Annotated in this window: 22 protein-coding genes and 1 pseudogene; 11 read left to right on the top strand and 12 right to left on the bottom strand. The window is 67.4% G+C overall.

Features of this window, described 5'->3' with window-relative positions:
* Window positions 1-21 precede the first annotated feature (21 nt).
* The 3 genes from rpsR to dnaB all read left to right on the top strand — a co-directional run bounded on the left by rpsR (window position 22) and on the right by dnaB (window position 2,558).
* Window positions 22-258, top strand: coding sequence for a 30S ribosomal protein S18 (gene rpsR, locus NBW77_RS08790; RefSeq protein WP_131749434.1), 237 nt, complete (start codon window positions 22-24; stop codon window positions 256-258).
* A gap of 11 nt (window positions 259-269) precedes the next feature.
* The gene (gene rplI / locus NBW77_RS08785; protein WP_131749432.1) at window positions 270-716 is read left to right on the top strand and encodes a 50S ribosomal protein L9; all 447 of its coding nucleotides are present in this window, start codon (window positions 270-272) and stop codon (window positions 714-716) included.
* Between the two features lie 474 nt (window positions 717-1,190).
* Window positions 1,191-2,558, top strand: coding sequence for a replicative DNA helicase (gene dnaB, locus NBW77_RS08780; protein WP_250279541.1), 1,368 nt, complete (start codon window positions 1,191-1,193; stop codon window positions 2,556-2,558).
* Between the two features lie 122 nt (window positions 2,559-2,680).
* Here dnaB and NBW77_RS22350 read toward each other — a convergent pair.
* Together NBW77_RS22350 and NBW77_RS22345 are read right to left on the bottom strand one after the other, a co-directional pair.
* Window positions 2,681-2,848: pseudogene (locus tag NBW77_RS22350) on the bottom strand (nucleotidyltransferase family protein); the annotation flags it as partial.
* Entirely contained in the window at window positions 2,833-3,114 is a 282-nt protein-coding gene (locus NBW77_RS22345) for a helix-turn-helix domain-containing protein (RefSeq protein ID WP_349816983.1), read from the bottom strand. The pseudogene NBW77_RS22350 and the gene NBW77_RS22345, both read right to left, overlap by 16 nt.
* A gap of 98 nt (window positions 3,115-3,212) precedes the next feature.
* On the opposite strand from NBW77_RS22345, the gene NBW77_RS08775 reads away from it, so the two are divergent.
* From NBW77_RS08775 to ilvD, 4 genes are all read left to right on the top strand, one after another.
* Entirely contained in the window at window positions 3,213-3,668 is a 456-nt protein-coding gene (locus NBW77_RS08775; RefSeq protein WP_250279540.1) for a hypothetical protein, read from the top strand.
* A 90-nt stretch (window positions 3,669-3,758) separates the two neighbouring features.
* Window positions 3,759-4,115: an antibiotic biosynthesis monooxygenase family protein gene (locus NBW77_RS08770; protein ID WP_131749428.1), complete on the top strand. Its 357-nt coding sequence runs from the start codon at window positions 3,759-3,761 to the stop codon at window positions 4,113-4,115.
* Window positions 4,112-4,492, top strand: a complete 381-nt coding sequence (locus NBW77_RS08765; protein ID WP_131749426.1) for a hypothetical protein — start codon at window positions 4,112-4,114, stop codon at window positions 4,490-4,492. The genes NBW77_RS08770 and NBW77_RS08765 overlap by 4 nt, the downstream gene beginning before the upstream one ends.
* A gap of 123 nt (window positions 4,493-4,615) precedes the next feature.
* The gene (gene ilvD / locus NBW77_RS08760) at window positions 4,616-6,469 is read left to right on the top strand and encodes a dihydroxy-acid dehydratase (protein WP_250279538.1); all 1,854 of its coding nucleotides are present in this window, start codon (window positions 4,616-4,618) and stop codon (window positions 6,467-6,469) included.
* A gap of 72 nt (window positions 6,470-6,541) precedes the next feature.
* Here ilvD and egtD read toward each other — a convergent pair whose 3' ends face one another.
* From egtD to egtA, 4 genes are all read right to left on the bottom strand, one after another.
* Window positions 6,542-7,567, bottom strand: a complete 1,026-nt coding sequence (gene egtD / locus NBW77_RS08755; RefSeq protein ID WP_131749424.1) for an L-histidine N(alpha)-methyltransferase — start codon at window positions 7,565-7,567, stop codon at window positions 6,542-6,544.
* 46 nt (window positions 7,568-7,613) lie between these two features.
* Complete coding sequence (egtC, locus tag NBW77_RS08750; RefSeq protein ID WP_131749422.1) at window positions 7,614-8,357, bottom strand: ergothioneine biosynthesis protein EgtC; 744 nt, start codon at window positions 8,355-8,357, stop codon at window positions 7,614-7,616.
* 6 nt (window positions 8,358-8,363) lie between these two features.
* Window positions 8,364-9,767, bottom strand: coding sequence for an ergothioneine biosynthesis protein EgtB (egtB, locus tag NBW77_RS08745; protein ID WP_250279547.1), 1,404 nt, complete (start codon window positions 9,765-9,767; stop codon window positions 8,364-8,366).
* Between the two features lie 89 nt (window positions 9,768-9,856).
* Entirely contained in the window at window positions 9,857-11,254 is a 1,398-nt protein-coding gene (gene egtA / locus NBW77_RS08740) for an ergothioneine biosynthesis glutamate--cysteine ligase EgtA (RefSeq protein WP_131749420.1), read from the bottom strand.
* Window positions 11,255-11,756: 502 nt separating this feature from the next.
* On the opposite strand from egtA, the gene NBW77_RS08735 reads away from it, so the two are divergent.
* Window positions 11,757-12,548: a nuclease-related domain-containing protein gene (locus NBW77_RS08735; RefSeq protein ID WP_250279546.1), complete on the top strand. Its 792-nt coding sequence runs from the start codon at window positions 11,757-11,759 to the stop codon at window positions 12,546-12,548.
* A gap of 1,631 nt (window positions 12,549-14,179) precedes the next feature.
* Window positions 14,180-15,952, top strand: coding sequence for a hypothetical protein (locus tag NBW77_RS08730; RefSeq protein WP_250279537.1), 1,773 nt, complete (start codon window positions 14,180-14,182; stop codon window positions 15,950-15,952).
* Between the two features lie 14 nt (window positions 15,953-15,966).
* Here NBW77_RS08730 and NBW77_RS08725 read toward each other — a convergent pair whose 3' ends face one another.
* From NBW77_RS08725 to NBW77_RS08700, 6 genes are all read right to left on the bottom strand, one after another.
* A complete protein-coding gene (locus NBW77_RS08725) occupies window positions 15,967-17,763 on the bottom strand; it encodes a putative type IV secretion/conjugal transfer ATPase (protein WP_131749416.1) in 1,797 nt (598 codons plus the stop codon).
* Window positions 17,760-19,262, bottom strand: a complete 1,503-nt coding sequence (locus NBW77_RS08720) for an SCO6880 family protein (RefSeq protein ID WP_250279535.1) — start codon at window positions 19,260-19,262, stop codon at window positions 17,760-17,762. The genes NBW77_RS08725 and NBW77_RS08720 overlap by 4 nt, the downstream gene beginning before the upstream one ends.
* Before the next feature lie 7 nt (window positions 19,263-19,269).
* Entirely contained in the window at window positions 19,270-20,655 is a 1,386-nt protein-coding gene (locus NBW77_RS08715) for a hypothetical protein (protein ID WP_131749414.1), read from the bottom strand.
* Window positions 20,652-21,470, bottom strand: coding sequence for a hypothetical protein (locus tag NBW77_RS08710; RefSeq protein ID WP_131749412.1), 819 nt, complete (start codon window positions 21,468-21,470; stop codon window positions 20,652-20,654). The genes NBW77_RS08715 and NBW77_RS08710 overlap by 4 nt, the downstream gene beginning before the upstream one ends.
* Before the next feature lie 96 nt (window positions 21,471-21,566).
* Window positions 21,567-21,983, bottom strand: coding sequence for a DUF6112 family protein (locus NBW77_RS08705; protein ID WP_131749410.1), 417 nt, complete (start codon window positions 21,981-21,983; stop codon window positions 21,567-21,569).
* Entirely contained in the window at window positions 21,980-24,190 is a 2,211-nt protein-coding gene (locus NBW77_RS08700) for a hypothetical protein (protein ID WP_250279534.1), read from the bottom strand. Before NBW77_RS08700 ends, NBW77_RS08705 begins: the two co-directional genes overlap by 4 nt.
* Before the next feature lie 200 nt (window positions 24,191-24,390).
* Here NBW77_RS08700 and NBW77_RS08695 point away from each other — a divergent pair, with 200 nt between their 5' ends.
* Both NBW77_RS08695 and NBW77_RS08690 read left to right on the top strand, forming a co-directional pair.
* On the top strand, window positions 24,391-24,609 hold the full coding sequence (locus NBW77_RS08695; protein WP_131749404.1) for a helix-turn-helix domain-containing protein: 219 nt from the start codon (window positions 24,391-24,393) through the stop codon (window positions 24,607-24,609).
* A gap of 101 nt (window positions 24,610-24,710) precedes the next feature.
* Window positions 24,711-25,334 (top strand): hypothetical protein, encoded by a 624-nt coding sequence (locus NBW77_RS08690; RefSeq protein ID WP_349816982.1) that lies wholly within the window; start codon window positions 24,711-24,713, stop codon window positions 25,332-25,334.
* The last annotated feature ends 41 nt before the right edge of the window (window positions 25,335-25,375 follow it).

Below are 25,375 nucleotides of genomic sequence, written 5' to 3'. Positions count from 1 at the left end.
AGACAAATATAGGAGTGCACGATGGCCAAGGCGGCCGTGCGCAAGCCGAAGAAGAAGGTTTGCGCGTTCTGCAAGGACAAGAGCGACTACATCGACTACAAAGACACCTCGTTGCTGCGGAAGTTCATCTCCGACCGCGGCAAGATCCGTGCTCGGCGGGTCACCGGGAACTGCAGCCAGCACCAGCGTGACGTGGCAATCGCGGTGAAGAACAGCCGCGAGATGGCGCTGTTGCCCTACACCTCGACAGCGCGCTGAGGGGAGTGGCAATGAAGCTCATCCTCACCCAGGAGGTACCTGGCCTCGGTAGCCCCGGCGACACGGTCGACGTCGCCGCCGGTTACGGGCGCAACTACCTCATCCCCCGCCGGTACGCGATCGTCGCGACGCGGGGTGCCGAGAAGCAGATTGCCCAGATCCGTCGTGCCCGGTCGGCTCGGCAGGTCCGCGACCTCGGGCACGCAAAGGAGATTGCCGGCCAGCTTGCGACCCTGTCCGTCCAACTGGTGAGCCGGGCGGGCAAGGAAGGCCGGCTCTTCGGCTCGGTGACGGCAACCGATGTCGTCGAGGCGGTCGCCGCCGCCGGCGGTCCCGACCTGGACCGCCGACGCGTGGAGCTGCCGAAGCCGATCAAGTCGCTGGGCGCTCACACGGTCTCGGTGCATCTGCACTCGGACGTGGTGGCGACCGTCAACCTGGACGTGGTCTCCGCCTGATCGGCCTCCTCCGAGGCACAGCCACACCACAGTTTGTTGAGCACGGCGGTTGGGGTGACCGCGGTGTTGCCTGATGGCCGACGGATCGGCCGATGCGACATCGCGGTCACCCCTTGTGCTCTTCGGGGCAGGTCAAGGTCTTCATCTCGGGGTCGAGCCCAACTCGATGCCAGGTTTCTTTTGTCCACAGGCAGTGGACGGGGATGACTGTGGCCCAGCCCCGACATCTACTTGGATGATCTTTGTGTGCGCTGGTTGTCCACAGCTCCGGCTGGCTTGTCCCAACGATTTCCCCAGGACATGCGGCTTGTCCACAGCAGTTATCCACAGATGTTGTGGATAACTGCTTGGGTGTTCGGGGTGGATGCCCGTACAGTCGGCGCCGCCTACAGTTGACAAAGCCACGAAGATAGTCGAACATATGTTCGATGTTAGCCGACGTGCGGGAAGGCCGGTCATGCCAAGGGGGTGGCGATGACACTGACCGATGTTGACCGCGCCCGGGGTGGCTCAGGTGGGTCGGTCGAGTTCGACCGCACTCCACCACATGATCTTGCGGCCGAACAGAGCGTGCTGGGCGGCATGCTGTTGTCCAAGGACGCGATCGCCGACGTCGTCGAGGTGCTTGCCGCGGGCGACTTCTACCGGCCCGCCCATGGCACGGTCTACGGGGTCATCGGTGACCTGTACGGCCGTGGCGAGCCCGCGGACGTGATCAGTGTCGCCGCTGAGCTGGGCCGTCGCGAGCTGCTCGAACGGGTTGGCGGGCCGGCATACCTGCACACCCTCATCTCCAGCGTGCCGACGGCGGCGAACGCCGGCTACTACGCCCGCATCGTCGCTGAGAAGGCCGTCCTGCGTCGTCTCGTCGAGGCCGGTACACGCATCGTCCAGCTTGCGTTCGGTCCCGCGCAGGACGTGGACGAGGTCGTCGACCGAGCCCAGGCCGCCGTCTACGAGGTCACCGAACGCCGCTCGAGTGAGGACTACGCCCCCCTTGGTGATCTACTCAACCCCGCGTTGGAGGAGATCGAGGCGATCCAGGGGCATGACGGGTCGTTGACCGGCGTTCCCACCGGCTTCAACGACCTGGACGAGCTGACCAACGGGTTGCACGGCGGCCAGTTGTGGATCATCGCGGCCAGGCCCGCCGTCGGAAAAAGTACACTCGGATTGGATCTTGCTCGGGCTGCGTCCATCCGTAGCGGTATGACATCGGTGATCTTCTCGCTGGAGATGAGCCGAATGGAGATCACTATGCGGCTACTGTCGGCGGAGGCGAGGGTCTCCCTGCAGAGCATCCGTACCGGCCGGCTCACCGACGACGACTGGGCCCGCCTTGCCCGACGGATGGGCGAGGTCGCGGACGCGCCCTTGTTCATCGACGACAGCCCCCATCTGACCATGATGGAGATCCGGGCCAAGGCCCGGCGGCTCAAACAGCGCAACAACCTCCGAATGATTATTCTTGACTACCTGCAGCTCATGTCGTCGCCGAAGCGGACGGAAAGCCGTCAGCAGGAGGTCAGCGAGATATCCCGTTCGCTGAAACTGCTCGCCAAGGAACTGGACGTTCCGGTGGTGGCCATCTCCCAGCTCAACCGTGCCTCCGAGCAACGCGCGGACAAGCGCCCGCAGATCTCCGACCTCCGTGAAAGTGGATCACTCGAACAGGATGCTGACGCAGTGATTCTGCTGTACCGGGAGGACACGGTGGAAAAGGAGTCGGCCCGGGCCGGCGAGGCCGACCTGATTGTCGCCAAGCATCGTAACGGTCCGACCGGCACGGTGACCGTCGCCTTCCAGGGTCATTACTCCCGCTTCGTCGACATGGCCAGCTGACCTGCCTATGCCCTGCTGGCCTGTGCTCGGGTGGAGTCCGAGAGCGCCACGGGTAATATGGGTGTTGATCGTCGCTATGCCCTGGAGGATGTCCTTGAGGCGCTGCTCGTCACATCCACTACTTATAGTGGTAGAGCCTCGCGGTCAGCCTGCTCGTGGAGGCTTGGATGAAGATCGGCGGCAGGCACGACGTCGACCTTGACGCCGAGCAAATCTTCGAGGTTCTGTCGTAGTCCGATCAGATCGAACAGGCCTCGGTCGTCAGCAAGGTCGATCAGCAGATCGATGTCGCTGCCCGGTCCGCGGGTACGGTAGCCGGGGCTACGCGGATGGTCTCGTCGGCGCCAGCGAGCCGGAACTGCACATCGTTACCAGTGGCCCTGATCAGCCGCAGCAACATTGGTACTGTGGGCTGGCGTCGCCCAGCCTCGTAGGCGCTCACAACGCTCTGTTGGACGCCTGCGCGGTGCGCAAGTTCGGTTTGGGTGAGACCAACCTGCTGGCGGGCAAGGCTCAGCAACCCAGCAGCGAGGCATGCAGGCTCTGCGATGTCCACGGGATCAAGAATATAGCGTATCGTTACTAAAATCTTGTCGTCCTGAAACGCTGCGTCGAGAAGCGGCCGTCTTCCCGCGAACTCCCGGAACCGAGCGGGTGGCTGCCTGGTCCGGGACTCCCGCCGCACGTGCGTCGACCGGCTGGGACGGTCGAGAACCTGTACCTCCTGTAGTGCTGGGCATCGTGCTCTTCGTGATCGCGCTCTTCGTGATCGCGCTCTTCGTGATCGCGCTCTTCGTGATCGCGCTCTTCGTGATCGCGCTCTTCGTGATCGTGCTCTTCGTGATCGCGCTCCTCAGCGGCAGGCTGTTGGTTGCGGGTCTCCTCACGGCCGCGACCGTTGGTTTCGCGGGCCTGGCGTCCATCGCCGTCGCGCTGGCCGGTTCGGGCGACATCACGCAGGGCGTCGCCGCGAGCATGACCGTTGTCGCGGGCCTGCGGCTGCGCACGGGTCCTGACTGGGAGATCATCCGAGGTGGCGGGGACGGTGGAAAACCCGACGGCGTGCGTCGGGCTGGCGCTGGTCGGGCTGGTTCCGGTAGCAGGTCCTGAACAAAGGTCCGGATCGTCCGGGGTCCTGCGCCGCGGCCCCGGACGATCCGGCGTGCCTGGACCTGGCACGCGCGTGCCAGACTTGTGGTCATGACCGCCGCCGATGACCACAGGCATACCTCCCCGGCCCTGGAAGTCGCGGTCCTGGAAGTCGCGCGTTTCGACATCACGCCCGGCGAGGAGGAGAAGTTCGCCGATGCCTACCATGGCGTTGTCGGGGAGCTTGTGACCTGTCCGGGCTGTCTGTCGGTGCGGATGACCCGCGGCGTGGAGACGCCGTCCCGGTTCATCCTGCTGGTCGAGTGGGAGAATCTTGACGCGCATCTGGTGAACTTCCGGGAATCCGACCGGTTCACCCGTTGGCGCGCGGCTCTCGGCTCGTTCTTCGCCCAGCCGCCCACAGTGGAGCACGCGACAGCTGTGGAGCACGTGACCCGGCTGCCATGAGGACCTTCTTCCTGTACCTCCTCTACGCGCCCCTGTGGTCGATCTTCTTTGGCTTCCTGGCCTGGCTGATCCTGGCCATGCTGTTCCGCGGTACCGAGCTGTTCCGCGGTACCGCCGCTCGTCGACGGATCAGCCCGTATGGCTTCCTCAGGGCCGGCTACGCCATCCTCGCCATCGCGGGCCTGTTCCTGTTCACGGTCGGGACGCGGACGAGCAGCAGGGTCGAAGGGCCGGACGGCGTCCACTTCGTGACGGGCAGCCGTGACCATCAGGTGGCCCCGCTGCTGGGCACCGCCGTGTCCTTCGCGATCGTGTGGCTGGTCCGGCGGGAGTGGCTGCGCCGGCGTGGCGGCCCGCGCGGCTTCGACGAGGACTGATCCCCGGACGGTTCTGGTGGGCGGGATACGCTTGGCGCAGACGGGTAGGTCCTTGCGAGCATGCCCGACCTGGCCCGGCGCGGTCCACGTACGCGCCGATCGATCGCTACGAGGTTTGCCCACATGCCTGTTCTGCGTTCCCGAACCACCACCCATGGCCGCAACATGGCCGGTGCCCGCGCTCTGTGGCGTGCCACCGGCATGACCGACAGCGACTTCGGCAAGCCGATCGTGGCGATCGCGAACAGCTTCACCGAGTTCGTCCCCGGGCATGTGCACCTGCGGGACCTGGGCCGCATCGTGGCGGACGCGGTCGGGGAAGCCGGTGGTGTGGCACGGGAGTTCCACACGATCGCGGTCGACGACGGCATTGCCATGGGCCACGGCGGCATGCTGTATTCGCTCCCGTCCCGGGAGATCATTGCGGACAGCGTCGAGTACATGGTGAATGCGCACTGCGCGGACGCACTCGTCTGCATTTCGAACTGCGACAAGATCACTCCAGGGATGCTGCTGGCCGCTCTGCGGCTGAACATCCCCACCGTGTTCGTGTCCGGTGGCGCGATGGAGTCCGGTCGGGCTGTCGTCTCCGGCGATGTCGTCCGTTCCGGTCTGGACCTCATCTCCGCCATTGCCGCGTCCGTCGACACCACCGTCGGTGACGCGGAACTGGACGCGGTGGAACGCTCCGCCTGCCCGACCTGCGGGTCGTGTTCCGGCATGTTCACCGCGAACTCGATGAACTGCCTGACCGAGGCGCTCGGACTGGCGCTGCCCGGCAACGGCTCGACACTCGCGACCTCCGCGGCCCGGCGCGACCTGTTCGTCCGGGCCGGCCGGACCGTCATGGACATCGCCAAGCGCTGGTACGACAAGGACGACGACGCGGTGCTGCCACGGTCGGTCGCGAACCGGTCGGCCTTTCTCAACGCGTTCGCCGTGGACGTGGCCATGGGCGGTTCAACGAACACCGTGCTGCACCTGCTGGCCGCGGCCGTGGAGGCCGAGGTGGACGTCACCCTCGACGACATCGATGAGATCTCCCGGGCGGTGCCGTGCCTGTGCAAGGTGGCGCCGAGCTCCGAGTACCACATGGAGGACGTCCACCGGGCCGGCGGGATCCCGGCCATCCTCGGTGAGCTCGACCGGGCTGGACTGCTGCGCCACGACGTCCACATGGTGCACTGCGCGAGCCTCGCGGAGTTCCTCACCCACTGGGACGTCCGCCGGCCCGACCCGGCGCCGGAGGCGGTGGAACTCTTCCATGCCGCGCCCGGTGGGGTCCGCACGATCGAGCCGTTCTCGTCCATCAACCGGTGGGAGTCACTGGACACCGACGCGACATCGGGCTGCATCCGCGACGCCGCGCACGCCTACTCCGCGGACGGGGGTCTCGCGGTGCTGCGCGGGACGCTCGCGTCGGACGGCGCCGTCCTCAAGACCGCCGGAGTGGAGGCCGGACGGCTGACGTTTCGCGGCCCGGCACTCGTTCTGGAAAGCCAGGAAGAGGCGGTGGACGCGATCCTGTCGAAGCGGGTCTCACCCGGTGACGTGCTGGTCATCCGCTACGAAGGCCCGCGGGGCGGCCCCGGTATGCAGGAGATGCTGTACCCAACCACCTTCCTGAAGGCCCGCGGTCTCGGCCCGCAGTGCGCGCTGGTCACCGACGGCCGGTTCTCCGGCGGGTCGGCGGGTCTGTCCATCGGCCATGTCTCGCCCGAGGCGGCGCACGGTGGTGTGATCGCGCTGGTCACCGACGGCGACATCATCGAGATCGACATTCCGTCCCGGAGGCTGGACCTGCTGGTGGACGCCGCGGAACTCGCCGTCCGGCGGGCCGAGCTGGAGGCGTCCGGTGGGTACCGGCCGAAGGACCGGCAGCGGCCGGTGTCGCCCGCGCTGCGCGCGTACGCGGCGATGGCAACCTCGGCATCCACCGGCGCTGCCCGCGACGTTTCCCTGGTCGAGCGGGGCTGAGCCGAGCGGGGCTGAGCCGAGCGGGGCTGAGCGGCAGTCCACGGTTTCCGCCCCGGGCCGGAGGACACAGGGTCAGGCGGGGACGGACAGTGAGAGCGCGAAGTCGCCTGCCGGGTCCGTCCACCACCGGACCATGGTGAGGCCCGCGGCCGCGAACTCGTCGGCCAGTCCGTCCCTGGTGAACTTGGTGCTGATCTCCGTGCGCATCTGTTCGTCCTTGGCGAAGGACACCGACAGGTCGAGCGCGCCGATCCGTACGCGCTGTTCGTGTACGGATCGCAGCCGCATCTCGATCCAGGAGTTGTCGGCGTCCCAGTGGGCCACATGCGCGAACCCACGTGGGTTGAAGTCGGCGTCGAGCTCGTGGTTGATGACCGACAGGACGTTGCGGTTGAACGCGGCTGTGACGCCGGCACTGTCGTTGTAGGCGGCAACAAGCCGGACCGGGTCCTTCACGAGGTCGGTGCCGATCAGCAGCGTGTCACCGTCGTTCAGCTGGGTGCGCAGGCCGGTCAGGAACTCGTGGCGTGGCCGGGGCCCGAGGTTGCCGATCGTCCCACCGAGAAAGGCGATCAGTCGCCGGTCGGCGGTGGGTAGCAGGTCGAGATGACGTTCGAAGTCACCGACGACGGCACGGACGGTCACCCTCGGGTAGTCGTCCCGGATCGCGGTGGCGGCACGGGAGAGCATGGTCTCGTCCACGTCGAACGGGACGAATCCGCGTAGGTGCCCGTCATCGCGCAGTGCGTCGAGCAGCAGGCGGGTCTTTGTCGAGGTCCCGGAGCCGAGCTCCACCAGGGTGTCGGCCCGGGACATCGCGGCGATCTCGTGGGCGTATTCGGCCAGCACCGCCCGTTCGGTGCGTGTCGGGTAGTACTCGGGCAACCGAGTGATGGCGTCGAAGAGCATGCTGCCGGTGGCGTCGTAGAACCATTTGGGTGGTAGTTCCTTGGGCGTCGACGTCAGGCCTGTGCGGACGTCCGTGGCGAGCGCGGTGGACCGGTCGGAGACGGTGAGATGCCGATCGAGCACGATTGCGGGTTCAGGATCGTCGTTGGCGGAACCGATATCGGCGAGACCGGCACTGGACGCTGTCATGGCTGCAACCTCCGGGAGCGCTTATGCAACCGAGAGTAACTGAATCCTAGATCAAACTACTAATGGTTACATTGCGTGTGTCGGCCACAAGTAGCCGATGATCGTCCAGATCGACCCATCCGTCACCATCGTCACTGGGCTCGCTGGCCACGTGCATCCCGGCGTCCTCACCGTCGGGAGATACCCGGTACGACAGGGTTTCACCCCAGGTTGTCGCCACGATCTGTATGCCATCGGTTACGAGCAGGTTGAGTCGGGCGGCGCCGTCCTTGCCGCCCGCGGCGATGACCACGTCCGCGACCGCGTCGGCGAGGCATGCGCCGGTGCCCAACCGTTGCCAGACCAGGGCGGCCAGCAGCGCCGAGTCGCATCGTGAGTCGGGGACGGGCGCGTCGCGGGCCGCCGCAAGCATGTGCATCGGCACGTCGACGTCCACCCGCCCGTTGTGGCTGAGCAGATGCTGGCCGTCGGTGAAGGGCGCGGTCGAGGTCTCCTCGACCGGCATGCCCACAGTGGCGTTACGAACCGCGGCCAGCACACACTCCGACCGGGTCACACCCGCGAACGAGGCGAACGAGGCGTCGGTCCAGATGGGCACCGCGCGCCGGTACCGGGCCGGCTCCATGCGCATCTCGGGGATGTACCAGCCGACGCCGAAGCCGTCAGCGTTGATGCTGCCGTGCAGCATCCGCCGGGGCGTCCATGCCTGGCGCAGCAGACCGTGCGGAGGATCACGCAGCAGCGCTGTCAGCGTCCGTGGTGTTCCGAGCCAGGCCACATGGCGGCACACGGGAGATCAGTCTCCCTTCTCGGCGTCGCGTGCGAGCCGGAAACCGGCGAAGATCTGACGGCGGATCGGGTGGTCCCAGTTGCGGAAGGCCGAACGGATGGCGCTGTGATGCGTCGCCCAGGAGCCTCCACGCAGCACCTTGTACCCGGTTGGTGACGTTTGGTCGGGCTCAGATGGGAAGAACACCTCGCTGTACTCACGGTAGGGGAAGGATCGGAAACCGGGGTATCCCGTGAATTCGCTGGCAGTCCACTCCCACACGTCACCGATCATCTGCTCGACGCCGTACGCGCTGGCTCCGGCCGGGTACGCCCCGAGCGGCGCCGGCCGGCACGCGACATGGTCCAGGTTGGCCCGTTCGGGCGTCGGATCGTCGTCCCCCCAGGGAAAACGCCGCGAATACCCGGTAACGGGATCGTGCGCGCAGGCCTTCTCCCACTCGGCTTCCGTCGGCAGTCGCCGACCCGCCCAGCGGGCGTGGGCCTGCGCCTCGTACCAGCAGACGTGCTGCACGGGTTCGTCCATGGGGACAGGTTCGTCGCGGCCGAAACGACGTCGGACCCAGGTCCCGTCCTCATGACGCCAGAACTGTGGCGCGCTAAGCCCGGCCTCGCACCGCCATGCCCAGCCGGACGCCGACCACAGGCGTTCATCGTGGTAACCGCCGGCCTCGACGAACGCCGCGTGTGCCGCGTTCGACACCGGCAGCGTGTCGATGAAGAACGCCGGGACGTGCACCCGACGTGCGGGTCGTTCGTTGTCGTACGCCCACTGCGTACCAGGCGTGTTACCGTCCGTACCCATGGTGAACTCGCCGGCCGGCACCAGCACCTCCGCCGGATGCACGGGTCGGCCGGCGGGCAGCGCGCGGATTCTGCCGGGATCGAAGGCGTCACCGATGACCGGTGGGCCTTCGCGGAGCTGGTGGGTGGCCAGCATCGTTTCGGCGTGCTGGTGCTCGTGCTGGATGACCAGGCCGTAGACGAACCCGTCCGCGAGCAGTGCCGCTGACCGCATGCCATCGCCGAAGGGCTCGACCGGCGGGCGAAACGCGTCCGGGTCGAGCCGGTCCAGGGCGTCGAGGACGTGGCCCCGGACTTCTCCGATATAGGACCGGGCCTGCGCCGGGCCGAGCAACGGCAGGGCGGGCCGGGTCGCCCGGGGATGACGGAAGGCGTCGTACAGCTCGTCGATGCCATCGCGCTGCGGCCGACTTCCGGTAACCGCCCGCAGCAGCCACAGCTCCTCGTAGTTGCCGATATGGGCGAGGTCCCACACCAACGGTGACATCAGCGGCGAGTGCTGCCGCCGGAGATCGGCGTCGTCGATGTCGGTGTAGGCGAGGCTGCGCGCACGGCTGGCCGCGAGGGCCCGGGCGATGTCCGCAGCCCGGATGTCCGCAGCCCGGATGTCCGCAGCCCGGATGTCCGCAGCCCGCACCGTGTCGTCCCGCCTTCTCGCAGCCCCGTCCTGCCCTCGTACGGTGCGATTCTGCGTCCTCACAGCGCCACCACGTCCCTGACCTCCTGGGTGTCCGGTGCGGACTCGACGCTCGCGAGCCATGACACCGCCGCGCTGGGATGTTCGCGGCTTCCGTCGAGTTCGGCCTGTAGCAGGCCCTGGGGACCCTCGTCGGCCAACCGGTCGGCGAGATCGTCGGCTGGACAGCGTCCCGGCTCGACGTACCTGTCGATGAAGGCGTCAACAGCGGTGAGCAGGGACGCGTCCGCTCCCATCCGTTCGAGGCCGTCGCGCGCTGCCGCCGCGCATGCCCAGGCAGCCTGGTGCAACGCGGTGTCACCCAGCCCCGACCTGGCCGCAGCCCCCCACCGTCGGGCAACGGGCGCGCACGCGTCCGCGGCCGTGTCCGCGGCGTGCGGATCGTCCAGCAGCACGGTTGTCAGCGCGACGGCCACCGGCCAGTTCCCGGCCGGCTGGGCGTCGAGGTAGCGCAGCTCCAGCCAGCCACGCGGGCGCACCGGGGGGAACACGGTGGTCGCGTGGTACTTGAGATCGGTGACGCTCGGCGGTCGCACGACAGGGCCGTCACCAGCCACCCACTGGGCAAAGGTCGACGCCCTGCGGGCGAGCCGGGAGTCACCATCGGGGCCGCGCACCAGCATGACCCGGGCCGCCAGCAGATAGTCCGCCCACGCTGTTGGCGGATCCGGCTGGTGCGAGGATGCGACCGGCCCGGTCCGGGTCGGGTCGATCTCGGCCCACACAGCCTGCCGGGTGGAGGCCCAGCCGGTGGCCGCCCCCGCCAGCACCGGCGACGCGGCGAACATCGCCAGCAGGACCGGGCCCAGGGCATGCGCCAGCTCGAAGCGCCGCGTCCACTGCGCCGGGGTACCGGCGTCCAGATTGACCTGAACGGACGCGGTAGAGCACATCATCGTCAGACCCGCGGTCCAGCCGCCGGCCCGGAAGTACCGCTCCATGGCCGCATAGCGGGATGCCCTCAGTGCCCGGCGCGCAGGCCGCAGCGGGTCGGTTCCCATCCCGACGAGGGCAAGTCCGGCGTCGGCGAGCCGGGAGCGGACACCCGCGAGATCGGCGGCGGTCCGTGCCAGTGCATCCGGCAGTGGCAGCGGCGGCGCGGAAAGCTCCAGTTGGCCGCCGGGTTCGAAGGTGACCCGGGTTCCGCCGGGCAGGGTCAGCTCTTCGGGCGTGCCGTCGGCGAGCACCGCCAACGTGCGGGCCGGCGGCACCGGGCGGGACAGGGACGCGACGTCGACGACCAGCCACTCGGTCTCGATCCCGACAGAGCCGGTCGGCTGGTTGGTCAGGCAGGTGCGCTGGGCATAGCGGTACACATCGGCTTCTGAACGGATCTCGTCGGTACAGTCGGTACAACAGGGGTCGGGTGCCGACTTGCCTGACTGCGCTCGTGTCATGAACCCTCCAGGTCCGGACCGGCCAGTGCTGCTGGCCGCGGGTCGGTGCGGGTCGGTGCGGTGTCGTCGCCCCTACATCCTTGCTCTGACCTACGGTGACTGCGTGGTCGGCAAACCGGCTGCTGAGAACCGACCACCGAGGACGGGCTGTCGTGGAGTTGTGCCCGTCAGCAGGCCCTCGTTACACGGCTGGTTCAGTTCTCCCCACTCTTGCGGGGTGACGTGCGGCCAGTGTGGGAAAAGGGTGGAGGTATACCTCATGATGGAGATGCATTGTGATTTCCGTGGAATGGTGGTCGTCGTGTAGCTGATTTGCCGTGGCGCCCGGTGACGGCATCGCGGCACACTCGGTGATGGTCGGTGTGCGACGCGCATGGACGTTGTCCCGCGTCGGCTGGTTCATCGACAGCGGAGGCGACGGATCACGCGCCACACAGGACAGGTCGGCCGGAAGGTGGTGACGACCGGGGTGTCGCAGGGTCAGTGGCCTGGACGGTCGGCCATGGCGGAGTACCTGCGCCGCCGGCAGCTCTACGTTGCCGAACGTAAGGACCGAGTGGCCAGGGCTGCGGTGTCCGCCGGTTCGGTCGTCGCTGTCGTCGCGGTCGCCGTCAGCATGTTCGGGATTGCGCTGGGCCTGTCCGCGGTGGCCGTCACGCAGCTGGTCCTCGGCTTCGTCCTGGTGGTGCTCGTCGTCGCAGCCGTGCGCTTCTTCCGCTCCCCACCGGAGATCGAGTCATGGCGGGAGGACGCCGAGGCCGAACGCCGGACGGCCCGCGCCCTCGACCGGCTGGCCCGCGCCGGCTACACCGTTCTGCACGACCGTGCCCTGGCGGATTCCGCCGGCAATGTCGACCATCTGGTGATCGGACCGTCCGGGGCGTGGGTTGTCGAGACCGACGCGCACCGTGGTCCGCTGCGGCAGAACCGTGCCGGGCTCTGGGCGGGCAAGGTGCCGTTACGGGCCATGCTCGGCCTGGTCACCTGGATGGGTGAGGAGGTCACCAACCAGCTTCTTGCAGAGCTCCCGGACGGCTGGCAGCTGCAGGTCCAGCCAGTCGTGGCCTTCTCCCGGGCCGAACTGCCGCACGGGCTCGCCCTGCTGGACGGCGTGGTGCTGCTGCCCGCGGGTGGGGTCGCCGACTACATCCTCACGGCTGGCGTTGTCCTCAAGCCGCTTGACGTGGCCATGCTGGTCGACGTCGCCGAACGGGTGTTCCCCTCCTATCCGGTGGACGATCCGGCGCCGACCTGGCCGGCCATGTCCCGGCTCCGGGGAATACTGGGCCGCTGATTCGGGCCTCCGGAGGCGCGAGGAGATCATGGTCGCGCCTCCTTTGGCCGGGCCGCTGATTCGGGCCTCCGGAGGCGCGAGGAGATCATGGTCGCGCCTCCTTTGTCCGGGCCGCTGATTCGGGCCGACCGTCCCGCGCTACGTCGACCTTGGTCACCGAAACGTCCAGTGATTTTTCGGGTGCCGCGCGCCGTCCCGAAGGCACGGTGATGCCCTGGTATCGTCGGCGACCATCGCCCGATGACGGTCATGTCTGCTCGCGGCGGGATACCGGCGGGCGTGTTGTGCCCGGGGCGGGATACCGGCGTTCGGATCAGGGACAGAGCGGGTGTCCGCCCGGACCAATCCGTCACGGGCTGGTGAGCGGTACGTCGAACTAAACCTGAAATGCTTCGGGACCAAGGTCACAAGGATCGCTTCCCGGTGTCGCCGAAATACCTTTCCAGGAATCACGAAAAACTGGGAATAGACGCCTACGCGTGACCGTCGTAAGCTTCCTGCAGGCCAGTCACCCCGCATTTGTGAAAGCGCAGTCGGAGGGTGTTGAAATGGGTAAGAGAATACTCGTTCTGGACGCCGACGGAGAGCTTCTCGGCAAGTTTGCCGATACTTACACGGCTCACCTCTGGAGCCACTACAGGATTCTTGCACCCGGCTTCGACGGGCATGTCGAGGTGTTCGATCCCCACACTCGGACTTCTCTTGTGGTGGGCGCAGAAGAATGCAGAAGTATTATTTGGGGAAGGGTCCAGAACACCTCGGTGTCCTGTGATGAGAGAGCTGAGCCCGAGGTGCCGCCATCGCCGGAGGTCTCGCTACGGCACCTGTCACGCCGATCTGTGACACGGGCCTGGCTCACCGCAGGTACGTGAACACCGCAGGTCTCCCGAACACCATAAGCCATCTTCTCAGCTCCCCGGCCGCCGGCTGACGGTGTCCCGGCCGCTGGGTGAACCGATACTGACGCGGCCCGTTCCCCATTGAGGAGGGCTTCCGGTGTCGGGGCTGATGCGGGAGCGGCGGCGCAGGTAGCGGTGGTACACGGCCACCGTCATCCCTCGCCCGCGCCGCCGCTCCCGTCCTTTCTTCTTCACCTGCGCCCGGTTCGGCCGCGCAGCAGTCGTCGGGATCGCGGCGGCTCCGGTGAATACCCCGGCTTGATGACGGCCTACCGGTGACTTGATGTCACCTTACGTCACGCCGGGTGGCCTGTGCTGTACCGGCGCGGTCGCATCCGTCCTTCACCCGACGCCCCCCGGTAACCGGTGGTGTTCGATGATAGATTGACTACTATCGTGGCCTTGAGAATACAAGGTCCGTAACCATACGAGGCCGTAACCATACGAGGTCCGCAGGAAAATTGCGATCGTAAGAACATTGTGATCGCAACAGTCGGAGGGCGGGACTGTAGTCCATGAAGCAAGATGTCCGGTTCTGAACTCGCCCGACGGCTGTTCGTCCCAGCGGAACGGTGGGGCTGGGAGTATGTAGACCCCGCCGCGAGCCCGCATCCTGACCGTGACAGGCCACCGGTATGGAATGAGCCGTCTCCGCCGGATATCAAAGCTTTCCAGGACGACCTCGCGAATCGCATGCGCAGGCTGCCCAGAGTTCTGATCATCTCTACGCTTATGTTTCTGTTTGGTCTATCTTATTTCTTTGACGGAGGTATTTCTTTCGTCGCGGTTGCCGTAGCGTGGGCCGGATTCCGGGTTGCCCAGATCGTCCGAATCAAGGGAAAGATCGGCAAGGAAAAAGCTGAGTGGCAGGCCCGTCGTGACACCGAGTGGGAAAGGTACCAGTCCGCTACCGTTGGTTGGCGGACGGCGGTGGAAAGCCATGAGGCGCTCGACCGGGCCCGGCGTGAGGCCGCGCTGCTGTTCCACCCGCTCGCACCTCGGCCGACCGCGAGTCGGATCGATGTCTTCGGTGGCACTCGTGACGGCTGGGCAAGCCTGCTGGCGACCGTCGGTTCTTCGGCTCTCGCGTCCGGCGGTGGCATTCTCCTACTCGATTTCAGCGAGCGTGGGATCGGCGGCGGCATCGCCCAGCTCGCCGCCGCATCCGGGTTTCCGGTAACAGGGAACGAGCTTCCCACCGATATCGGCCGGCTCGGGCTTCTGCACGATATCGACCCCGAAGACGTTGCCGAGCTCCTCGCGGACGCCGTTGACACGCTCCGGCGAGGTGGGGACGATTCGACGCTTCGGGCGCTCGACGCCGAGATACTAGAGACCGTCGCCACCCGGCTGGACCCGCCGCTTACTTTCACCCGACTCGCTGCGGGCCTGCGAGTACTACAGGGTCGTGACCCCGAGGACGGCCTTGATGTCCTTTCGCCCGGCGAAAGAAGCGCCATTGTGAACCGGATGGACGCGCTGGGCGGAAGCGAGCGGATTCAGGACGAAATCCATTACCTGCGGGCGTCCCTGGAACGGCTTGCCGGTCGGGAGGAGAAGGCTACGGTTGCCACGCCACAGCAGTGGTGGCCGGTACACGGGCTCCGGGTCATGGCCACGTCGAGCCGTGACACCTCCACCTCCCGTAAGGAACTCACCGACCGGGTGTTGTTCCAGATCGTCCTGCACCAGCTCCGGCGCTGCCGTGGCGAGGCATCCCGGGACATCCTGGTAGTCGCCGGCGGGGATCGGATGGGACTGCCCGCGTTGGAAAGCATGGCCAGACATGCGGACAACGCCGGCATTCGCCTCGTCAACCTTTTCGAACATCTGGCGGAGGGCACCGAACGCCTGATCGGTACCGGTGACAGCGCCACCCTCATCATGCAGCTCGGGAACGCGAAGGAAGCCGAGGCCGCGGCCGAGTTCGTCGGTCGCGGGCACAAGTTCGTTTTCTCTCAGATCACTCGACAGGTCGGTAACAGTCTCACCGCGGGGACGTCCACCAGCGCGGGGGGGAGCACGACTGTTTCCGAAACCGAGGGCCGAAGCGGTTCGCGAGGGAAGAGCGGAAAATCGAGCGGCTGGAACCATTCGGTTTCGGTATCCCAGTCGGATTTCTGGCAGGACACCGAGAGTCTGTCGGTCACCGATTCTCGCCTGGATGGCGCGACCTTGCAGCGTGTCTACGAGTTCAGTGTCGAGCCCATGCAGATCCAGCGGCTCCCACCGACAGCCTTTGTTCTGGTCGATTCGGCCCTGGGTGACCGCCGTGCCGCACTTGGCGACTGCAACCCCGGAATCATCCTGCTTCCTCGGGTTGCGTCCACCGCGCACCGGGCCGTTGCGTCAGAAAAACAGGAGCTCGAGGCGCCGCTGATGCTCGAACCGCGGCCTGTTCCGTCAGGCGGGAGCACACACGATGCCGGCTACGCGCACGATGCCGGCGGCCATGAGGTCGAGCCGGTTGATCCGTTGCAGCCGTGGGACCCGCGGAACGGGTAGCAAGAGGACGGTTGTCAGGTTTCCCGGGAAAGCGGACCGTAGGGGAACGTGTCCATCACCCCGCCTTGGCCGGTCTCACTCTGGCCGAAGCCGCCGGTGTCGACGGTGAACCCGTCCGGTCCGTAGCGGGAGGGAGCACCGAAACCGCCCGCGCTGTGGCCCCCGTCATATTCGACGTTGTGCCCCGCGTACTCGTCCGCATCCGGATCGGTATCAGGGTCATGTTCCCCGTCGTGGTCCTTGTAACCGCCGAGAGCGTCAGCGTCGAACTCGTCCAGCAGGTCGGGGTCGAGATCCTCCGGAACGAGGTTGACGTTGTCGATCTCGCCGTGCATCTTCGAGCCGTTGAGAACGACCGGGATCTCCAGATCGCCGACGATGTGCTCGACGTAGAACGCGCGGTTTCCGATAAGCCACAGCGCGAACCCCGGATCGAGCCTCGGCAGCATGTCGGCGGCGACATCGGTGAGGTCCAACGCCCGCTGCGTGTCCGGGATCTGGTCGGATGCCTGCTTGTACAGGATGCGGATGGCCGTTTCGGCGAGCAGGCCTTTGGCCACCTCGACCGAGTCGGGGGATGCCGAGAGCAGGTCGGAGATCCGGTGCGCGACGATCGCGTTCGCGCATCCCCACTGGCGGGCCAGTTTCTGCTGGGCGGACAAACGCCGGACAAGGCCCGCGAAGCGCATCAGCCGCCAGCACTCGTCGTAGACGACATAGCGCTGGACGCCGTCCTGACGCATGAGCGCGGCTTCCATCCACGCCTGCGCGCAGGTCATGATCAGAGCGATCATCTCGTCGGAACCCTGGACCCGCTCCAGGTTCAGCACGGCGATCGGCCGGTCGAAGTCCAGCGGGGACGTGGTCGGGCCGTCGAAGAGCCCGCCGAGAGCGCCGTGGGTGAGCCGGCGCAAGGTCAGGGTCGCGTCCCGGGAGGAGTCCCGCAGCTCCGTGGCGGTCACCGGGAGTGCCGCGCAGTCGGCATCCGTCGGGTTCGTCATCGCGTCCAGGACGTGCGGCAGCAGCGGAATCGCCTGTCGGTCGGTGGACGCCCCGGTGATCTGCCGGGTGACGACGTCTAGGGCGAGGTCGACGGCGGTGTGTTCGGACGGGGTGAGCGCCATCCCCTTCGCGGTCTCGATCAGCGAGGACAGCAACGCCGAACGGGCCCGTTTGACCTCCCGGGCCCAGTCCGCGTCGGCCATTCCGGGTGGTCGGGGTGGGGCGTCCAGCGGGTTGAGCCGGGTGGACAGACCCGGGCCGATGTACGTCGGTTCGCAGCCCAGTCGGCGCGCCAGCCGGGTGTACTCCCCCTTGGGGTCGCAGGGCACGGCGGCCTGGTACCCGAACGCCGCGCCCCGGGAGATCAACGTCTTGAGCAGGGAGGACTTGCGTGAGCCGACCGAACCGAAAACCGCGAAGTTCGGGTTCTCGATGATCTGCTGGCGGTAGAGCTCGAACACGTCGAAGACAAAGGAGTCGCCCGACCAGACATGGCGTCCGATGTACATGCCGGGCGCGCCGAGGCCGGCGTCCACGACAAAGGGGTAGATGCCGGCGATCTGCGCGGTCGTCTCCATATGCGATGGCAGCCGCAGCTTGTGGAAGATCCGGCCGGCATGCGACCCGGTGAGACGGGGTGGTTGCTCACCGCGGCGCAGTGCGGCCCGGGCCCGCCGCATCGCCGCCCGTTCGGCTCCGGCCGCGGCCCGTTCGGCGCGTTCCGCCTCGCGTTCCGCCCGGTGCAGGTCCTTGAGTTCGCGGCGGGTCTCCCGGTCGGTCCTGGCACCGTCCCATCGGTCGACCGTCATGACACCCCCACAGCGAGTGGCAGCGCGGCGACGCTGAAGCCCTGGTCCTGCTCGCCGACGAGCCGGACCATCTCCAGGCGGCTGCGGGACGCCAGGGTCTCTGCCTCACCGCATGCTTCGGCCAGGCCGTCGAGGTCGTCCGCGGAGACCGTCACGAACCCGTGGAAACGGAACGCGCCGAACCCGGCGATGAGCTCCTGCTCGCGGCGCTCCACCTCGGAGGCTTCAGCAACGTCACGCTGGGTGGTGACCTTGCCGACCTTGTCCCGCATCTGCTGTTCGCCGAGATGCGCCATGCGGCGGCGGTTGACCGCCTTCTCGGCCTTGCGTCCGGGCATCGGTTCGACGACGAGGGACACCGTTCGCCGGCAGGTCGTCTCCATCAGCAGCGGCGCGAGGAAGGCGGCCGGGGACGGCACACGCGGCCAGCCGTTGATCCAGTAGGTGGTGTGGAAGCCGGAGTCGGTGCGATAGTGGTCCCAAGCGGTGACGGTACGCACCGGACCTGCAACCGCGGGATCGATGCCGGACGGAAGCCCGGTGAGGCCTCCGGCCCGGTCGGAAGCGGCGCCGCCGCGCGCGTCGATCATCTCGATCGAGTACGGATCGTAGGTGGTCCGGATCACCGCGGCCAGGGCCCGCGGTGGCAACCAGCCCACCGTGTTGATGGACGCCCGGGCCAGTGCCGCCTCCATGGTGCGCAACTCACCGAGTAGCACCGTGCAGGCCGCGTGGTCACCACCACCGGCACGCTGGACCGCGCGGCGGACGTCACGCGTCCGCAGTTGGAACGACAGGAACGTCTCGTGGCGCTGCGCGACCGGGCCGGCGGCGTCGATGACCTCCTGGTAGGCCTGGGCCGCCCACGAGCCGTCGTGGTGCCCGCGCACCCGCCAGTGCCTCTGTAGCTGGTCACCGGAGTCGGGCAGCGTGCGTTCCAGCCACTGGATGCGGGACAGGCGCCCGCCGCCGATCGTCAGCCCGGCGAGCAGCTCGCCCCACGCGTCGACCCTGGCCTGCTGGTCCCCGGACTCCAGCAACGCGAACTGGCTGCCCTGCACCTGCAGGACAGCGGTGAACGTCCCTCGCCTGGCGTCCTTCACGACTGCCACGTACCGGCCGTTACCCACCGGAACCGACAGCATCACCAGGGATGACAGTGGGCCGGGCAGCGCAGTCTTCGACAGGTGATCGGAGCTATCGCCGGTCCGGAACAACGCCCCACGGAACACCGTCTCGCCCATCACCTTCTGCATCGTGAAACCGAAAAGGATCGGCACCCACTGATCGAGGTTACGGTCCTCGATGCGGACGAACGCGATGAACCCCAACGCACCCGCCAGCACGATCCATCCGGGAGCGAGTATGACCGGTGACCGCAGCGCCCCGAGGATGCACAGCATCACACCGACCAGCAGCCCAAGCTGTGGCCAGCGCATGCCGAGCAGGATCCCGCCGCGTTCCAACGGGCCGAACCGGTAGTTGCGCTCGGCAACCACGCCCTGCTCAGCCTCCCCCGGTGCGCGTGGGATGGACCGGCGGCGTCGGGGTGGCTACCCGCGCCGGCGTGGTGGACGGCGCAGCCGACGGCGGCACGGCCCGGGGAACCGCGGAGCGTGGGACACGGGCGGATCCGCCCCCGGTGCTCGGCGCCGCAACCCGGTTACCGCCGCTCGCGGTGGAGCGGGTCCGGGGCGCGGGTGAGCCCGCACCGGCACCTGCGGAGACACCGCCCGCGCGGGGCGAGGCCTTGGCCGGGCTGCCCGCCCGCCGAACCTGGGCAACCGGGCTACCGACCCGCGTTGCCGGGCCGACCCCGGATCCACGGCGGTTGCTCGTACCGGCCGGGGCACTGGCGCGGACCGGTGCCAGATCACCGGTGACCGGCCGGCCCGCGTCCACCCCGGACCCGCCGCGCTGCCTGCTCTGCAACCGACCGCCGATCCCCCGGAAGGTCTCCCGTGATGACGAACCGAGCAGCGCCCCGGCGCCCTGGCCGAAACTCGCCGCGCCACGTTTACCCGCCGAGCCGATCGCCTGCATGAGCTGGACGTCGGCCATGCCGATCACGTAAAGCAGGGCCAGCGGAGTGAACACGGCAGCGGCCATGACGACGACGCCACCGAGAATGGTCAGCGTCTGGTCCACCGCCGACCCGGTCGAGTCGCTGGCCATGTTCGTGCCCAGAGTGAAGATCGCATAAATGACCGGCTTGGTGAAGATGAGCGCGGCGAGAATCTCGACAGCTCGTTTCATCCAGTTGCGTGATGACATGGCAGGCTGTCCGGCCAGGTAAAGTGGAACGAAAACCGCCACCGCGATAATAGCGATCTTGCGAATGTAGAGGACCAGGAAGAGCGCGAACGAGAACAGTGCCACCAGCAGGGACAGCACCATGTCAAGGGCGAAATTGCCCTGCGCGGGAAGCGCCCGCAGCTGGGCGACCAGGCTTGCGCCGAGCGGCGCGCCGTCTCCGAAAGCATCAGCGATACCATCGGCGGCGGTCAGCACCATCTGCAGCAGGGCCAGCGCGACGAACGAACCAAAGATCGCCGTGCCGGTGGACGCGACCGCGCGATTAAGGATGTGCGGGTCCCCGCGGACGGCGCCGATGATGCAGGCACACATAAACAGGCCGATCGCTACCAGGACGGCCACACCGAAGACAGTGTTGTAGTTGTTGACAATGTAGTCCTGGTTCAGGTCGATCGCGGTCTTCTGTGCTGCGAAGTTGAACACCGACGCGGACAGGTCCGCCGCCATGTTCGCGAAGGCCGATCCCACGGAGTCAAGAAAAGATTTACTTGAGTCGGAAACAGCATCCTTGACCCCATTGAGAGGGTTAAATCCGATTGCGAGGAGCTGTCCGCCTTCCGCGGTTATGGCACTCACGTCGTCGGCCCTCCTACGTACGCAAACCGCTGGATTGCTTCTGATTCTCTGCTTGTAATGGCGGGAGCGTCAGGTCCGTCGTTTGCGTCGGCAAGTTTCCAGTCGTTTCCTTGCCATGAAACTTTGCAAATGTCCGTACCCCACTTTTCTTGTGGAGAAGGTCTTGAGGTGTCGTTTCCGTATACTCCGATTGAAGATGTGGACCAGACTGAGATAGTTGCATCATCGTCTTTATTGGCTAGAGTTCTGTATCCAACCACACGGAGATTAAAGCCAAATTTTGGATCGTTAATCGATGGGATACCAAATTGTTTGGCTGTTGAACTGTCGGCATCTAGTATTTTTTTGGACAGCGGATCGACGGTATCAGGAAGTGCAATTGATTGAAATACGGATATTATTTTTGATTTGCTTCGGTTTCCGGGGTTTTGTATGGCGGAAATGTAGTTGCCGCAGGCACTGATGGCGCCGGCTTCGCTGTGGGGGTATCCGACGGGGATCCCGAACTCGTTGACGCGGGTGGGCGTACCCGGCAACAGGCCCGCGGCCTGGGCCGGTGGCGTGGTGGCCTTGCTCTCACCTGGTCGGGGCACCACGACGGGTGTGGCGGCGTCGGACGCCCCGGTGGTCGGGTGGGCGCCGACGGATGGCTGGGCGCCCGCACGTGGCACCGGCCGCTCCCGCGTACCCGTCGATCCAGAGGCTGGGACCACATAGCGTCCGAAGAGGACGCCAGCGGTCATGATCACCGCTCCGGTTGCCACGAGGATGCCGACGAAACGGCGCGTGGGCCAGACCGTCTGGTTGACCAACATCCCCTCCCTCGTTGCGACAACTTCGGACGTACCCGCTCCAGAGACGACAGCGCAACCATCATCCCAATATCGGACCCTTGGTATCTCAAGAACCCGTCAGATGGGCCATGACGAGGGCAGCTGGGTCGGGTCGGCGGGATCGAGGGTCTGGACCACCGCCGGCCTGTCGAACGCCTTCGGCTGGTCCGGGGTACCGGACGACGCGGTCGCTCCGGTCGCGAGAAAGAAGTTGACGACGGCGGCTGCGGCGCCGACGAGGAAGGCCAGCCCGAAGCCGGCGAGCACACCGCTCTTGCCGATGGAGGACGCGCGATCGAGGCCCATCCGTTCACCGAGGGCCCAGGCGATACCGCCGAGTAGCACCGCGGCGACAGCCGCGATCACGGCGTAGGCGGCGAGCCCGTTGACGAGGTCCTTCAGCGCGTTGATCCCGGGGGCCTTGGAGTCGTCGGGCTTCACCTCCACCGCGGTCAGAACGACGGCCGCCTGAGCGGCCGCGGCTTGGAGGATCATCGCTGTTCCCTTCCCGGGGCTCCAGGGGCCAGATCGGCGCGGAGATCGTCGGATAATACGCCCGGAGTTGAGACGCGATCATGACTGGTGGGGGCTTTGGCTACGGATGTGCCGTTGCTCTCACCGTTACCAGGATCGGTCCCTCCGAGATCGACGCACCCGTCGACAATGATTGCGGCCAGCCGGAGAAACGCCCGGCGGGTGCGCCACTTCAGCCGGGAGAACGGGATCCGCGTGTGGTCATCGTGCTCGCGGTCGACGTTGCCGCCCCGCCCGGCGCCGTGTGTTCGCCCGGCGCCGTGTATTCGTCCGGCGCCGTGTGTTCGCCCGGTGACGGGGCCCTGATCGGGACGGGCCCGGTCCATGAGCGTGTCATCGAGTCGTGCGTCGTATGGGATGCGCACCATGGCATCCACCCGTCGGGCCAGTTTGGCCGCGGCCGAGCGCGTCTGGGGTGACCATCGTCCGCGTCGGACAGACATGACAGCGACGATCACCATCGGTGACAGGTCCGCGCGCCGGCCGGGGAAACCGCCTGAACCGCGCATCGTGGCCGATGCCTCCGCGAGATCACCGGGAAGCGCGGGGACGACCAGGACGATGACATCCGCGTCCTTGACTGCGACGGAAGCCATGGGCGCTTCCCAGTCGAGCGGGGCGTCGACGAGCACCAGCGGATAGGCCTGCTCCACGACGCCGAAAGCGGCAGCGAGTACCTGTGGGGTCAAAGGGCCGGCCATTGCGGCAGGTACCAGAGCGAGCGTGTCGATCCCGGAGCGGGTGGGCCCGACTGCGGTGGGAGCCGCCCCGGGCAGGCGGGGCAGGCGGTGGGCCGGTAGGACGTCCAGGCCTGCGGCGGCCCCACCGCCCGTCGAATCGTTGCCGGAACCACTGTTGATCAGTCGCCGGATTTCGCTGACCGACCGTGATTTTCCGCCGCGGCGGGCACGGTAGGAGACCGCGTCCGCAACGAGTTCACTGACCGTGGTGGACGGGTTCGCGCCGACCCGGTCCGCAAGTAGCGCGCCGAACTCGGTTTCCGGGCCGGTGTCGTCGGCGGCCTGTTCGCGTTCCAGATCGCCGGCCATGTCAAGGGCGACCACTGGTTCGTCACGGACGCCGGCAAGGGTCAGTCCGATCATGGCCGTGACGGTCGTGCGGCCCGAACCGCCGATCAGTGAGGTGACCGCGACCCGCCAGGACCCTTCCAACGGTGCCGCGGCCCGGTCCGTGAGGGACTCCCGAATGGGGATCTCCTCCCACGGCTCCAGATCGGCGATGTCCTGCCACGGCTCCTGCCATGGCCACAGCTCGCGACCGGTCCGGGGCTCGCGCACCGCGGGAAGCAACGCTGACGGTTTGCCGGGTGGCCGCGTCCCGGTCTGGTCGGGAGCTGACACGGCCGGCGGCTTCGCGGATCCGTCCGCCGCCGGGTCGGGTGGTCCGGCCGGTTGCTCGGCCGGTGAGGTGCCCGCCGTGGCGCGCCGGGTGGCTGCCGGACGGGGAGCGTGCGCGGACGGTCGACCTGACCGGGTCCCCCCCGATGTGGGACGGTCGGCCGATCCGGCAACAAATGGTCGCACGGATCGTGCATGGTCGCCGGCCGGCCGGGACGAGCCCGCGCCGCAACCAGCTGCGTCATCCGGTCGAATGCCAGCTACCCGGACGTCGTCCGGCGCTGCCCGCGGGACGCTGGTCGGTGGTGGCAGCGGCCCGGTGTCGGCGGCATCCTCGCCGGATGGCGTCGCCGGGGACTCGGTCGATGCCGGAGTCCTGCTGGCGGGCTGTTCGGGGATGCCGGACTGCTGGGGGACGGCGAGCTGGCCGGCCTCGGCCCCGCCGTCCTCGGCCCTGGTGAGGTCGGCCCTGGTGAGGTCGGCCTCGCCGTCCTCGGCCCCGGTGAGGTCGGCGGCATCCTGCAGCATGAACGCCTCGGCCTCACGTGGGTCGTTGCTGTGCGCGAGGTTTTCCTCGCTCGAACCTCCGCGGGCGCGGCGGCGACGCCAACCGGCGGCGCGGCCCGTCGGCACGTCCTCACCTGCACCGGTGGTGGAGGCGGTTCTGGGTGTCGCCAACGGTCCGGTGGAGTCGGTGCCGCGGGTCGTCGAGCCCGGGTGTGGCGTCGACGCGGGGATGCGGGCACCGATCAGCGAGACCGGACGTGCGTCACCGTCCTCGCCATACGGCTCCTGCGACACATCGGGCACGCGCGGTCGACCTCCGTGGTACTCTCCGGCTGATTAGTGCCTGTTACGGTTGTTTATGGTTATTTAGCTTAAGCTTTGGACGGATCGATGTAACACGAGCAGTTCCAGTATGACAAGGCTCCATCGGGGCTCGTCACGGTAGCTTGCGTGGGTGTAATTTCCGGCGCCGGCGATGATGTGCTCGGAAAGGGGGCCGTCGCGTGACACAGGACGGCGTCTCGACGGCGGCGTTCGCGGCTGGCAGGGATCCCGCGGACGACGACGTGCTGACGGTCGACGAGCTTGTCGCATGGTTGAGACTCTCGGAGAGCACGGTGCTCAAGCTGCTGTCCGAACGGGAGATCCCGGCTCGCAAGGTCGGTCATCAGTGGCGCGTCCGTCGGGGTCGGGTCAGGGACTGGCTGGACGGCAGGGAGTGACCTCTGTCGAGGCCACCGTTTCCGGGGCCATCCCATCCGGAACCATCCCATCACGGACCACAACGCACTCGACGCCTCCACGACGGACGCCCGGGAAGCTTGTGATCCTGACGGTTGCGCTGGCGTTGATGGGGTACACCACGTCGGCCTGCTCCGCGGTCCGTGATGCCGCGTCACGGGCGACAACCGCCGCGGTCACGACCGGACCGCCGCCGGCCGCGAGCCAACCACCCGGCCCGCCGCTTGCCACTGCCGCACCACCGGCCTCCGCCCCACTCGACACTCATGATCCTCGTAGCGTCGCGGCGGACTGTTTCACTCGGTGGCAGTCCTACGACGCACGGACCGACAGCAGGCCGGACGCGGGTGTCCAGCGGGCCCGTGGCTGTATGACCCCGGATTTCTTCTCCCAGCTCGGCGGGGGCCAGGCGGGCGCGACCGCCACTGAGGAACCGACACGGGCGTGGCTCGAACTGCGCGCGGCGGGAAGTCGGTCCACCGTCGAGGTGCTGGCGACATCCCCGTTGGGTGGCACCGACACGACGGCGACCGGTCGGGTGGTCCTGCTGCTGAACGTCCGTCGCCGGACCGTGAGCGACCGGGCCGGCGACCGGGTGGAGACGGTGTCGAACCCGACGCTCACGCTGCTCCGCCAGAATGACGGGACCTGGCTGGTGGCCGGCGCGGACCTCGCGAACTCCTACGGCGACGCCCCGGGGCGGTAGGCAGTGGTCTCGGGCATGGCTCGCGGGCGAAGTCGTCAGCA

The sequence above is a fragment of the Frankia sp. Cppng1_Ct_nod genome (assembly GCF_920656135.1).
In the GTDB taxonomy this organism is placed as follows: Bacteria; Actinomycetota; Actinomycetes; order Frankiales; family Frankiaceae; genus Protofrankia; species Protofrankia meridionalis.
Note: the sequence above shows the minus strand (reverse complement) of the source record. Positions and strands in the feature narration are given on the sequence as shown.